Source organism: Stenotrophomonas sp. BIGb0135 (assembly GCF_024810105.1).
Taxonomy (GTDB): domain Bacteria; phylum Pseudomonadota; class Gammaproteobacteria; order Xanthomonadales; family Xanthomonadaceae; genus Stenotrophomonas; species Stenotrophomonas maltophilia_AB.
On sequence record NZ_JANUDX010000003.1, the window covers coordinates 351,002 to 363,987 of the forward strand.

Here is a 12,986-nt window from a genome sequence, read left to right on the forward strand (position 1 = left end):
CGTTCATCGCGACGCCATGCAGTGCATCAACGCGGCGCGCAATGCGCGACGTTCCAGTGGCAGCCGCAGGAAAGCATCGAATCCGGCGGCCAAGGCGTCACGCTCGGCACCGGTATCGGCGCGTGCAGTCAGCGCCAGCCGCGCCACGCCCGGCAGCCGTTGCGACAGCAGCGCGCCGATCGGCGCGGCGTCGATGCGCCGGTCCGGGTCGGCCACCACCAGGTCCCAGTGCGGGCCCTGCCATTGCGGTCGCTCGCCTGCGTGCAGGTCCGGGCAGCTCACCTCCAGCCCCTGCGCCGCCAGCAGCGCGGCGATGACCTCCGCGGTCGGCCCGTGCCACAGCAGCAGCACCCGCAGGGCCACCACCGGGCCGGTCTCACCCGCAGCAGCCAGCAGCGGCGCACGCGCGTCTGCCAGCGGCAGCCAGACCTGGAAGCAACTGCCGGTGCCGGGTTGGCTGTGAACCTCGATGTCACCGCCCATCGCCTGCGCCAGTTCGCGGCTGATCGCCAACCCCAGGCCGCTGCCACCGTGGCGCGCCAGCGTGGCCGCGCCGTCGGCCTGCTCGAAACGCTGGAACAGGCGCTGCAGCTGGGCGGCCGTCATTCCGGGCCCGGTGTCGGTCACCACCAGCACCAGCCCGTCACCGGCATCGCCGCGGCGCGCAGCGACCTCGACCCGCCCGTGCCGGGTGAACTTGAGCGCATTGCCGACCAGGTTCAACAGGATCTGCCGCAGCCGGCGCGCATCGCCGTGCAGCCAGCAATCCGCGGCAAGCGTGCTGTGCCATTCCAGCCGCAGCGACTTGGCCTGCGCCACCGGCTGCAACAGCGCGTGCAGATCCTGCAACAACAGCGCAGGGACGAACGGCGCCGGCTGCAGGTGCACGCGCCCGGCTTCGATGCTGGCCAGGTCAAGCGCGTCGTCCACCAGCTGTACCAGGTGCAGCCCCGCCTGGTGCAGGCTGTCCACCTGCGCGCGTTGCCGGGGCGACAGCGGGCCGTCGAGCAGCAACGCGCTCCAACCGGACACGGCGGTCATCGGCAGACGGATGCGCTGCCCCAGTTGCCCAAGGAAGCGGGTGCGCTCGGCCGAGGCCTGTTCGGCGCTGCGGTAGCGCCCCCGCAAGGCATCGCGCCGCTGCCGCCGCCGCAGCAGGCAGCGCACCCCGCGCCCGCCTGCCAGCAGCACCAGCAACGCCGCCACCACCAGCCCCAGCCTGCCCGCAGGGGTCTGCCACCACGCGGGGGCGACCCCGAGCACGACGTGCGCCGACGACCACGTCCCCTCGCCGTGGCGTGCCTGGATCAACAGGCGATGCTCGCCGACCGGCAGCCTGTCGAAGATGCGCTGGGCGACCGCGCCGGTATCGATCCAGTCGCGATCGTGCCCGGGCAGGCGGAAGCGGTACTGGATGCGATCGGGGTCGCCGCGCCCCAGCAGGTTCACCGCCACCTGGATGTTGCGATCGCCGCTGCCCAGCAGGATCGGTTCGCTGTCCGGGCGCAGGCTCACGGCCGTGTCGTTGCGCTGCAGCCGCACCGCGTTGACCACCAGTGCGGGCGGCGCCGGGCGCTGCGGCATGCTGCCGGGCTCGTGCAGCAGCAGCCCGCCCTCGCGCACCGCGGCGGCCAGCACCCCGTTGCGCAGGCGAACCAGCCGTTGGCCAAGGATTTCCTGCGCCGGCAGGCCATCGGCGCTGCCCAGCACACGCACCTGGCGGTGCGCGGGATCGAGCCGGACCAGGCCGCGCGCGGCCCCCGCCCAGACGATCCCGCGGGCGTCCACCACCAGCGCCTCCGCACGCACCTGCGGGTACCCGACCGCCGCGTCGATGCGATCGATGCGCTGCAACGCATCGCCGTCCCAGCGGTAGCGCTCCAGCACATCCTGCCGGCTGAGCCACAGGCTGCCATCGTCGGCTTCGGCGACAGCCGCCACCGCGGGCCCCGGCGGCTCGGCGGCGCTGAAGCGCCCGCGCGTGGCGTCCCACAGCTTCAGCCCGTCCCGGTCGGTGGCCCACAACCGGCCCTCGCGATCGCACAGCAATTGCCGCGTCGCCATGCCAGCGGCCAGGCCGAGTGCCTGCGGCGACTGCGCCCGTTCGCGCACGCCCTGTGCGGACCACTGCTGGATCTGCGCCGGATGGGCCAGCCACACGCTGCCGTCGGCGCAGGGCTGCAGCTGCAACGCCGCGTTGCCGGGCGCCAGGCCCAGTGGCCAGCGCCGAACGGTCCTGCGCACCGCGTCGTAGCGCAGCATCTGCCCGCCACTGGCAAGCCACAGCCGGTGTTGGCTGTCTTCAGCCATGCCGACCGCGGTCGCACTGAAACCGGCGTGCGCGTACTCAAGGTGATCGCTGCTGGCACCGGTGCGCAGGTCGATCCGCTGCAGGCGGCCCTGGCTGCCGGCCACCCACAATCGCCCGTCCGCGGCGCCGGCCAGGGCCAGCGCGTAGTGGCTGCGCAGGCCGGGCAGGCCATCTTCGGCGCTCGGCAGCGCGGTGAATGCACGCCAATGCGCCGGCAAGCGCCAGAGGCCATGGGCGCGGCTGAGCAACCAGATATCGCCGTGCCGATCCTGCAAGGCCTGGCGCATCTCCACCCCGTCGGTGCGCGGACCGTGCAAGGGGCGCAGGGGAATCGCCTGGGTGCGCACGCCCTCCTGCAGAACCAGCCCGGTGTCCTGCTGCAACCACAACGCACCCTCCTCGCTGCGCAGCAGTGGCTGCCCGCGGACCGGCGGCGGATGCGCCCGCCCGGCGCCGTCGAGCAGCGTCCACCCCGCGGCGCTGGCCACGTGCACGCCGCCGCGCGGATCGGCCCACAGCGCGGTGACCGCACCAGCGAGCGCGCCCATCCGCTCGGCGCGCCCACCGCGCAGACGGCGTACGCCGTGGTCGGTGCCCACCCATACGACGCCATCGCGATCACGGGCCAATGCGGTCGCCGCCGCGGCGTCCACCGCCACCGGCTGCCACGCCAGGCCGTCAGCCAGGCGCCGGTACAGTTGGCGGTCCGCACCGATCACCCACAGCGCGCCGGTGTGATCGCTGGCAATCGCGCGGATGGCACCGTGGCGCAGCGCGCGCGGTGCATGGTCGGGCAGATGCTCGAAACGCTGCCGGTCGGCGGACATCATCACCAGCCCGTGCGACGCCGTGCCCAGCCACAGGCGGTCGCGGGCATCGATGTGCAGCGCGTACAGCGCCTCATCGATCAACCCGTCCTCGCGCCGCCAGACCCGTGCCCGGCGTCCGTCGAACCGCAGCAGTCCGTCGCTGCCGGCCATCCACAGATAGCCCGTGGCATCTTCGGCCATCGCGCGGACACCGATCCCGGTGAAGCCATCCCTGCGTTCCAACGGGCGCGGCCACGGCAGGTCGAGCACGTTCGAGGCCATCACATACGGCGCCGCGGCCAGCAGCACTGCCAACCCGAACGCGCCTGCGCACGCCCGTGCCACCTTCCAGGCCACGACCTACATCCACCCCATCACAATCATCGGGGCGACGATAAAGCGTTCGCGCCGCGCGAGGCGGCCCGCAATTGCGGCAGATCACACTTTTTCCAGCGCCAGTTCACATCGAACAGAGCCGATCAAAACAGGCCGCCTATTTTGCAGCGCGACCGTGCCGTTTCAGGCGTCGGCCTGTCGCAGTGCACGCGCCTTGGCGATCGCATCGACCAGCAGGTCGCCGGTGACCGGCTTGCGCAGGAACCCGTCGAATCCGCTCTCCAGCACCTGCTGCTCGGCATAGGCATCGGAGCGGGCCGTGACCGCGATCAACGGCAGCTCGTAGCCCATCGCACGCAATTGCCCCGCGATGGCGATGCCATCCAGCGCCGGCAGGTCCAGGTCGAGCAGGCCCACGTCGAAACGACCGGCCGACACTTCGGACAATGCCGCCAGCCCATGCAGCACGTGCAACACCTCATGGCCACGTGCCCGCAACAGCCCGGTGATCACCTTGGCCACGGTGGGGTCGTCTTCCACCAGCAGTATCCGCAGCGGCGGCAACGCGATCCGCGCGGTGTCCTGGGCATCAACGGGCACCGCGCTGCCGTGCAGCGACCACGGCAAGGGCAACTGCACGGTAAAGCGCGCGCCATGGCCGGGACGACTGTCGATGGCAATCCGCCCGCCCATCGCCACCGCCAGTTCCTGGCAGATCGCCAGCCCCAGCCCGCTGCCGCCGTAGCGCGACGCGGTGCGCGGGCCATCGGCCTGTTCGAAACGATGGAACAAGCGCTGCTGCTGGTCGGCGTTGATGCCCGGCCCGGTGTCGGAGACCTCGAACGCCACGCCCAGGCCGCCCTCGAGCAGGGTGACGCCCAGCCCGACGTGGCCGCGCTCGGTGAACTTGATCGCGTTGCCGAGCAGGTTCATCAGGATCTGGCGCACGCGCATTTCATCGCCACTCACCTGCACCGGCCCCGGCAGGTCGAAGCTGCGCTCGAAGGCCAGCCCGCGGTGATGCGCCATCGGCTCCATCAGGGCCTGCACCTGGGCCAGCATCGACATCAGGTCGAAGGGACGGATGTCCAGCTCCAGGCGCCCCGCTTCGATGCGCGCCAGGTCCAGCGCGTCGTTGACCAGGCGCAGAAGGTGGGTGCCCGCATGCTGGATCGAGGCGGCATAGCCGCGCTGCAGTTCGTCCAGCGGCGTGGCCAGCAGCAGTTCGCTCATGCCCAGCACGCCGGTCATCGGCGTGCGCACCTCGTGCCCGAGCGTGGCCAGGAACTGGCTCTTGGCCTGAGAGGCCTGCTCGGCGATCTGTTGCTTGTGCACGGTCAGCTGCCATTGCTGGCGTCGGCGCAGGCGCACCCGCGCCACATAGGCCAGCGCGGCCACCAGCAGCAGCCACAACAGCACGTAGGCCACGATCGCCCAGCCGCTGCGCCACCACGGCGGCAGCACCTCCACGCTGAGCGTGCGCGCGGGCGTCCACTGCCCCTGCGGCGTGGCCGCCTGCACATCGATGGCGTACTGCCCCGATGGCAGCCGCGACAGCATCCGCTCGCCGTCGGCCGCCTGCATCACCCAGTTCTGGTCGTACCCCGAGACCCGGTAGCGGTAGCGGTTGCCCTGCGGATTGGCGAAGGACAGCAGGCGCGCGGTGATGATCAGGTCGCGGTCCTGCGGGCCCAGCACGATCGGCGCATCCGGTGGCAGTGACTGCTGCCCCTGCGCATCGTCGCGACGCACCTGCACGTTGTCGATCACCAACTGCGAGGGCGGTATCGGCAGGTCCGGCGCGTCCGGATCGAAGCTGACCAAGCCGGTCGCGGTGACCGCCAGTACCCGGCCATTGGCCGCGCGCACCGGCGGGCGACCGCTGAATTCCACGTCCGGCAGGCCATCGCGCTCGCCATAGATGCGCAACCGGCGCTGGGGGCCGTCCCAGCGCACCAGCCCACGCGGCGTGGTCGCCCACACCTGCCCCTTGCGGCCGATCACCACCCCGCCCATCGACACCGCCGGCAGGCCCTCGGCCGCGCCGACGCGTTCGCGCAGGGTCATGCTCAGGCCGTCCCAGCGGTAACGTTCCAATGCACCGTTGCGCGCCAGCCAGAGCTCGTCGGGACCGGCCCAGGCGATGTCGAAGATGCTGCCGCGCGAGATGCCCGGGACCTGCTCGAAGCGTCCCTCGCTCCACCGCAGCAGGCCCATGTCCCCCATGATCCAGAGCTGTCCACGCGGGTCGAACAGCATCTGTTCGACCGGGTTTTCGGTCAGTCCGCGCCCTTCGTCGATACGGATGGTGTCCAGCACCTTGCCGTCGGCATCGCGGCGCTGGATGCCGAAGTTCATGATCGACAGCCACAGCTCGCCGTTCGGCGCCTGGCGGATCAGGTCGATGCGCTGGCGCACATCCGAGCCGCCACCGATCTTCCACTCGCGCAGCTGCCCGGTACGCGGCTGGTACAGGCCCAGGCGACCGGCACGGCCGATCCACAACGCGCCATCGGCGCGCGGCAACAGCGACCAGTTGGCGCCCACGCCCAAGCGGGTGTCGTCGGCGATCTGGCGCAGCGTGCCGCGCGCGTCCAACTGGTAGATGCCGTGCGCACCGGCGATGTAGAAGGTGTTGTCGGCCGCGGCGGCACTGAGCAGGTACACGCTGTCCAGCGGCTTGCCGTCGAGCTGGTACCAGGTGGAGAAGCGCTTCCAGTCCGGTGGCAGGTAGGCCAGGCCCTGGGTGAGCATGGCGATCCACAGGCCGCCTTCATGGTCCTGCAGCATGTCCAGCACGCCGCTGCGTGCGGTGAGGAAGCCGCTGCCGGCATCGCCGGCCAACAGGTGAGCCGTGTCCTGGTCGCCGCGGTACAGGCCATCGGCGGTACCCAGCCAGTAGCCGCCGTTGCGATCATGGACCACCGTGGCCGCGCGCACGTCCGCGCTCAGGGTCCAGGGCGCCTTGCGCACGCTGTCGTCGGCGTCGATCCGGAACAGCCCCTCCTGGGTGCCGGCCCAGACCGTGCCGTCCGGTTCGCGGGTCAGCCGGAACACGCTCTTGCCGCCCAGCTGGTCCGGCGCGATCCGGGTAAAGCGCTTGCCGTCCCAGCGCGCCACGCCGCTGCCGGTGCCCACCCATACCCGCCCCTGCGGGTCGGCCAGCAGCGTATAGATGGTGTCATCGGGCAGGCTGGCCGGGTCGGCCGGGTCGGCGTGGTACTGCACCAGCGTGCCGTCTTCCTCGCGGCGGCAGATGCCGTGCCGGTTGGTGCCGATCCACAGCGACTTGGCCGCATACGCCAGCGCCCAGAACTGGCCGTCGCAGCGCGCGTTGAGGTCGGGGAAGCGCTCGAAGCGTTCGCGGCCCGGGGCCAGCATGCTCAGGCCGACGCCGTTGGCCCCCACCCAGACCCGGTCCAGCGGGTCCACCAGCAGGGTTTCGACTTCGTTGCCGGGAATCGAGTCGGGATCGCCGGGGTCATGCCGCCACACGCGCAGGCCGACGCCGTCCACGCGCGCCAGGCCATCATCGGTGGCGGCCCAGACGTAGCCCTGGCGGTCCTGGGCCAATGCCAGCACCATGCGCGAGGGCATGCCTTCGGCGGCACCCAGCCGGCGCATGCGCGGCGTCTCTACCGCTGTTCCTGCCGTTATCCCCGCGGCCCACGACGCTGCCGGTACCGTGCACATGCCCAGTAGCAGCAACACGATGCCCGCGCACCCGCTACGCGTCCCCATCGCCATCCAGATCTCCCTGTAGCGGCTGATTGTCCCACAGCGCCTGCGCGCGCGCCCGCGCGGCCGGCGCGTGGGGGCGGCGCGGGAGCTCGCCCGCACCGATGCCGACACCGCGGGAACACCTCGTTGTGATCGCGGCCCGCACCACGCCGCACCGCATGCAGCGCTGTTTCCGGGCCCACCACGATCTGTTGCAGCCATGGCACTGCTGGGCATGACGGCGCTGTGCGTATGATCGGCCCAGACCTCCATGGAGCCCGGCCCGTGATCCAGCGCCTGACCCTTGCCCTGCTGCTGTGCGCCACCCCGCTGGCGGCGCTGGCCGCGCCCGATTCCTACCGGCTCGATCCGGTGCATACCCGCGTGCTGTTCGCGGTGGAGCATGCCGGCTTCTCGCATGCGCTGGGCACCGTGTCGGGCAGCGAAGGCGTGCTGGTGTTCGACCCGCAGGACTGGGCCTCGGCCACGCTCAACGTGACCGTCCCGATCCAGCGCCTGGACCTGGGCGATGCGAAGTGGAACACCGCCACCCTGGCGCGCAACCTGCTCGATGGCGAACGTTTCCCCGAGGCGCGTTTCGTGTCCACCCGGGTGGAACCGATCGATGCCGGGCACGCCAACGTCGTCGGCCAGCTCACCCTGCATGGCGTGACCCGCGAAGTCACCCTGGCGGTCACCCTCAATGCACTCAAGCGCCATCCACTGCCGCCGTTCCGCCGCACCGCCGGGTTTTCCGCCACCGCCACGCTCAGCCGCAGCGCCTTCGGCGTGGCGGGCTGGCCGTCGATGATCGGCGACGCGGTGGACCTGCGCATCGAGGCCGAGGCCGTGCGTGACCGCTCTGCCGCTGATCCGCAGGACACACCGCCGGTCGATGCCGAGGGAACTCCATCGCCGCAGTCCCCCTCCAACGCCCCATCCCCACCGCCGGTCCAGGAGACCACGCCATGACAGCCCTGAACACCGCGACCCGTTGGGGAGGCGTCAGCCAGACCCTGCACTGGTTGATCGCCCTGCTGATCCTTGCCATGGGCATCCTCGGGCTGACCATGGGTGAGTTCCCCAAGACGCCGAAGTACTTCTGGATCTACACCCTGCACAAGTCGGTGGGCATCACCGTGCTGGTGCTGGTGGCGGCCCGGCTTGGCTGGCGGCTGTACGCCGGGGCACCGCAGCCGGTGCCCGGCACGCCCACCTGGCAGGAGCGCATCGCATCGGCCACGCATTGGCTGCTGTACGTGTTGATGTTCGCCATCCCGCTGTCGGGCTGGCTGTACGACTCGGCCAGCGGGCTGCGCCCGTTCCGCTGGTTCGGCCTGGTCGACGTGCCCAAGCTCAGTGGGCCGGACCCAGGCCTGACCCAGGTCTCGCACGCCATCCACGAATGGGGCTTCTGGCTGCTGATCGCCGTGGTGCTGGCGCATGCCGGCGCCGCGCTTTACCACCATTTTTACCAACGCGATGCCACCCTTGCGCGCATGCTGCCGCAGGGCTGGCTTGCCTCCCCCCAGAAGGATTGACCATGAACATCAAGCTCACCACTCCCGCGGCTGTCGCCGCCGCCCTTGCCGGGCTGATGGCCACCGCACCGGTGCTGGCCGCCGACTACGTGCAGGCCCCCGGCTCGGTGCTGGTGTTTGCCACCAAGTACGACGGTGAAGTGTTCACCGGCACCTTCCCCGGCTTCGACACCAAGCTCAGCTTCGACGCGGCCAAACTGGACGGTTCCCGGCTGGACGTGACCATCCCGCTGGCCGGCGCCAAGAGCGGCAACAGCGACCGTGATTCCACCCTGCAGGGGCCGGACTTCTTCAACGTCGGCAAGTTTGCCCAGGCCAAGTACAGCGCCACCACCTTCCGCTCGCTGGGCAACAACCAGTACGCCGCCGACGGCACGCTGGAACTGCGCGGGGTGAGCAAGCCGGTCACGCTTACCTTCACCTGGACCCCGGGCGCGCAGCCGGTGCTGAGCGGCAAGGCCACGGTCAAGCGTCTGGACTTCGGCGTGGGCGGCGGCGACTGGACCGACACCAAGACCATCCCCAACGAAACCGCGATCAGCACCAAGGTCGTGCTGAAAGCGAAGTAAGGCGGGATGCGCCGGCCGCTGGCCGGCGCTGCGTAAAGAGGATCCAACCCCGTAGAGCCGACCGTTGGTCGGCTACCCTCGCTCCTCGCGCCGTCACGGCAGCCAGGGCAGGCAAAGCGGTCAAACAGCCGGGGCAGTCAAGGCAGGCGGGGTTTCAGGGCAGCCCGGGTTTCAGGGCAGCCGGCGCTTCAGGGCAGCCGACCAACGGTCGGCTCTACGGTTTGCCTCCGGTCCAGGCCTGCAACGTCTTCACGTCGAACGGCCAGTCCAGCTCGCGCCCCTGCGCGTCGCGCAGCACCGGCACGCGCAGGCCGTAGCGGGCCTCCAGGGCCGGCTCGTCATCGATGAACACACTGTCCAGTCCGGCCACGCGGGCCTGTGCCAGCACCGCCAGGGCCTGGTCGCACAGATGGCAGTCATCACGCTGGAACAAGGTAAACACCGGCCCACCCGCCTTGGGAAATGTTGCGCCGCAATCAAGGTCGGCGCCTGCGACAGCATAGAATAGCGCTCCATCCGATACCCGCAGTTTGGCAATCATGGCTGTCAGCACGTTCGACGTTTTCAAGATCGGCATTGGCCCGAGCTCCTCGCATACCGTGGGACCAATGAAGGCTGCAGAACGCTTCGTGCACCGCTGGTTGCTGGACCCGGGCAGGCTGCAGGACGTGGTGCGCATCCGTGCCGACGTGTATGGCTCGCTGGCACTGACCGGGCGCGGCCATGGCACCGACAAGGCCGTGCTGCTCGGCCTGGAAGGCCAGCGCCCGAACCTGATCGACCCGGACATCATCCCCGAAACGCTGGACCGCATCCGCGGCAGCAAGCGCATCCGCCTGATGGGCACCCACGAAATCGCCTTCGACGAGAAGCGCGACCTGGGGCTGAACAAGCGCCAGAAGCTGCCCTACCACACCAACGGCATGCGCTTCACCGCCTATGACGCCGACGAACAGGTGATCGCCACCCGCGACTACTACTCGGTGGGCGGCGGCTTCGTGGTCAACCAGGACGATGCCGCCGACGACCGCATCGTCCCCGATGAAACCCCTTTGCCGTATCCGTTCAAGAGCGGCGACGAACTGCTCGCGCAGACCGCGCGCAGCGGGCTGAGCATCGCCCAGATGATGTTCGAGAACGAGAAGTGCTGGCGCAGCGAAGACGAGATCCGCGAGCAGTTGCGCGAGATCTGGGGCGCGATGCAGGCCTGCGTGGCCCGCGGCATCCGCCAGGAAGGCACCCTGCCCGGCGGCCTGCATGTGTCGCGTCGCGCACCGGCGCTGTACCGCGAGCTGTCGTCCAAGCCGGAAGCGGGCATGCGCGACCCGCTGACCACGCTGGACTGGGTGAACCTGTACGCCCTGGCGGTCAATGAGGAAAACGCCGCCGGTGGCCGCGTGGTCACCGCGCCGACCAACGGTGCGGCCGGCGTACTGCCGGCGGTGCTGCATTACTTCGACCGTTTCTGCCCCGGCGCCAACGAACAACGCATCTTCGACTTCCTGCTGACCTCGGCGGCGATCGGCATCCTGTACAAGGAAAACGCCTCCATCTCCGGCGCCGAAGTCGGCTGCCAGGGCGAAGTGGGCGTGGCCTGCTCGATGGCCGCCGGTGGCCTGGTGGCCGCGCTGGGCGGCAACCCCAGCCAGATCGAGAATGCCGCCGAGATCGGCATGGAACACAACCTCGGCCTTACCTGCGACCCGATCGGTGGGCTGGTGCAGATCCCCTGCATCGAGCGCAATGCGATGGGCGCGGTCAAGGCGATCAACGCCTCGCGCATGGCCATGCGCGGCGACGGCAAGCACAAGGTCTCGCTGGACAAGGTCATCAAGACCATGCGCGACACCGGCCGCGACATGCAGGACAAGTACAAGGAAACCAGCCGCGGCGGCCTCGCGGTCAACGTCATCGAGTGCTGAGCCGCTCCCCGGTAGAGCCGACCGTTGGTCGGCTGCTCGGATCCCCCACGTAGAGCCGACCGTTGGTCGGCTGCCCGAATCCCGGTAGCGCCCACCGCCGGTCGGCCGCTCGAATCCCCCACGTAGAGCCGACCGTTGGTCGGCTGCTCGAATCCCCAGGTAGAGCCGACCGCCGGTCGGCCGCTCAAATCCCCCACGTAGAGCCGACCGTTGGTCGGCTGCTCCACCATCCCGGGGAAATGCAGCCGACCAACGGTCGGCTCTACGCGGCAGCGTCATCGCGGCGGCTCGAGTAAAGTCGGGCTTCCCCCTCCGGAGACCGCCATGCGCATCCTGGCCGCCGCCCTGCTCGCCTGCCTGCCGCTGACTTCCCTCGCCGCCGACACCTACGGCCCGCGCCTGGAAGGCTTCGACTACCCCTACCCGGTCAAGATCTTCGCGTTCGAATCGCAGCGCCAGCCATTGGAGATGGCCTATCTGGACGTTGCCCCGCGCGGCACACCGATCGGCACCGTGGTCCTGCTGCACGGCAAGAACTTCTGCGCGGCCACCTGGAAGGACAGCATCGCCGCGCTCACCGCCGCCGGCTACCGGGTGATCGCCCCGGACCAGATCGGCTTCTGCAAATCCAGCAAGCCCGAGCGCTACCAGTATTCGTTTGGCCAGCTCGCCGCCAACACCCACGCCCTGCTCGCCCACCTCGGCCTGGACGCGGCGACGGTCGACCTGGTCGGCCATTCGATGGGCGGCATGCTTGCCGCGCGCTATGCGCTGATGTACCCGCAGAAGCTGCGCCACCTGGCGCTGGTCAACCCGATCGGGCTGGAAGACTGGAAGGCCAAGGGCGTGCCGTGGCGCAGCGTGGATGCCTGGTATGCCGGCGAATTGAAGACCAGCTTCGACAGCATCAAAAAGTACCAGCTCGAGGTGTACTACAACGGCCAATGGAAGCCCGCGTACGCGCAGTGGGTAAGCATGCAGTCACGCATGTACGACGGCCCGGGCAAGCAGGCCGTGGCCTGGAGCCAGGCGCTTACCTCGGACATGGTGTTCAACCAGCCGGTGGTCTACGAACTGCCGCGGATCACCGTTCCGACCACCCTGTTCATCGGCCAGACCGACCGCACCGCGATCGGCCGCGACCTCGCCCCTCCCGCGTTGAAGGCCACGCTGGGCGATTATCCCGCGCTGGGCAAGGCGGCGGCCGCCGCCATCCCCGGGGCCACGCTGGTGAGCTTCGACGATCTGGGCCACTCGCCGCAGGTGCAGGACCCGAAGCGATTCAACGCAGCGTTGCTGAAGGCGCTGAAGGACGCCCACCGGTAGAGCCGAGCCATGCTCGGCTGCATCTCTGGCGCCGTCGGTGCGGTCGTCTATCCCGCGAACGGCAGCCGAGCGTGGCTCGGCTCTACCTGCTTGTGAGGTCGTCTATCGTGCGAACGGCAGCCGAGCGTGGCTCGGCTCTACCTGTCGGTGCGGTCGTCTATCGCCCGAACGGCAGCCGAGCGTGGCTCGGCTCTACCCGTCGATGCGGTCGGCCATCGCGCGAACGGCAGCCGAGCGTGGCTCGGCTCTACCTGCTTGTGAGGTCGGCCATCGCGCGAACGGCAGCCGAGCGTGGCTCGGCTCTACCCGTCGATGCGGTCGTCTATCGCGCGAACGGCAGCCGCGCGTGGCTCGGTTCTACCTGCCCGTGCGGTCGGCCATCGCGCTAAGGGCAGCCGAGCGTGGCTCGGCTCTCCCTGTCGGTGCGGTCGTCTATCGCGCTAATGGCAGCC

At 69.9% G+C, this 12,986-nt stretch carries 8 protein-coding genes; 5 read left to right on the plus strand and 3 right to left on the minus strand.

All coding sequences use genetic code 11. The features are described from left to right. Positions 1 to 3: 3 nt before the first annotated feature. Both M2421_RS09320 and M2421_RS09325 read right to left on the minus strand, forming a co-directional pair. Positions 4 to 3,477, minus strand: coding sequence for an ATP-binding protein (locus M2421_RS09320; protein ID WP_259206226.1), 3,474 nt, complete (start codon positions 3,475 to 3,477; stop codon positions 4 to 6). Positions 3,478 to 3,639: 162 nt separating this feature from the next. Continuing rightward, complete coding sequence (locus M2421_RS09325; protein ID WP_259206520.1) at positions 3,640 to 7,149, minus strand: ATP-binding protein; 3,510 nt, start codon at positions 7,147 to 7,149, stop codon at positions 3,640 to 3,642. 279 nt (positions 7,150 to 7,428) lie between these two features. Here M2421_RS09325 and M2421_RS09330 point away from each other — a divergent pair, with 279 nt between their 5' ends. From M2421_RS09330 to M2421_RS09340, 3 genes are read left to right on the plus strand one after another with little or no spacing between them, the layout of a single operon-like run. Further along, positions 7,429 to 8,148 carry a YceI family protein gene (locus tag M2421_RS09330; RefSeq protein WP_259206227.1) on the plus strand — a complete coding sequence of 240 codons (720 nt, stop codon included), beginning with the start codon at positions 7,429 to 7,431 and terminating at the stop codon, positions 8,146 to 8,148. Further along, the gene (locus M2421_RS09335) at positions 8,145 to 8,717 is read left to right on the plus strand and encodes a cytochrome b (RefSeq protein WP_259206228.1); all 573 of its coding nucleotides are present in this window, start codon (positions 8,145 to 8,147) and stop codon (positions 8,715 to 8,717) included. The genes M2421_RS09330 and M2421_RS09335 overlap by 4 nt, the downstream gene beginning before the upstream one ends. Before the next feature lie 2 nt (positions 8,718 to 8,719). Then, the gene (locus M2421_RS09340) at positions 8,720 to 9,286 is read left to right on the plus strand and encodes a YceI family protein (protein ID WP_259206229.1); all 567 of its coding nucleotides are present in this window, start codon (positions 8,720 to 8,722) and stop codon (positions 9,284 to 9,286) included. 214 nt (positions 9,287 to 9,500) lie between these two features. On the opposite strand, the gene M2421_RS09345 is transcribed toward M2421_RS09340, so the two are convergent. Then, positions 9,501 to 9,728 (minus strand): glutaredoxin family protein, encoded by a 228-nt coding sequence (locus M2421_RS09345; protein ID WP_259206230.1) that lies wholly within the window; start codon positions 9,726 to 9,728, stop codon positions 9,501 to 9,503. 97 nt (positions 9,729 to 9,825) lie between these two features. Here M2421_RS09345 and M2421_RS09350 point away from each other — a divergent pair, with 97 nt between their 5' ends. Both M2421_RS09350 and M2421_RS09355 read left to right on the plus strand, forming a co-directional pair. Then, entirely contained in the window at positions 9,826 to 11,208 is a 1,383-nt protein-coding gene (locus M2421_RS09350; RefSeq protein ID WP_259206231.1) for an L-serine ammonia-lyase, read from the plus strand. Positions 11,209 to 11,532: 324 nt separating this feature from the next. Beyond that, positions 11,533 to 12,534 carry an alpha/beta hydrolase gene (locus M2421_RS09355; RefSeq protein ID WP_259206232.1) on the plus strand — a complete coding sequence of 334 codons (1,002 nt, stop codon included), beginning with the start codon at positions 11,533 to 11,535 and terminating at the stop codon, positions 12,532 to 12,534. Positions 12,535 to 12,986: the final 452 nt, after the last annotated feature.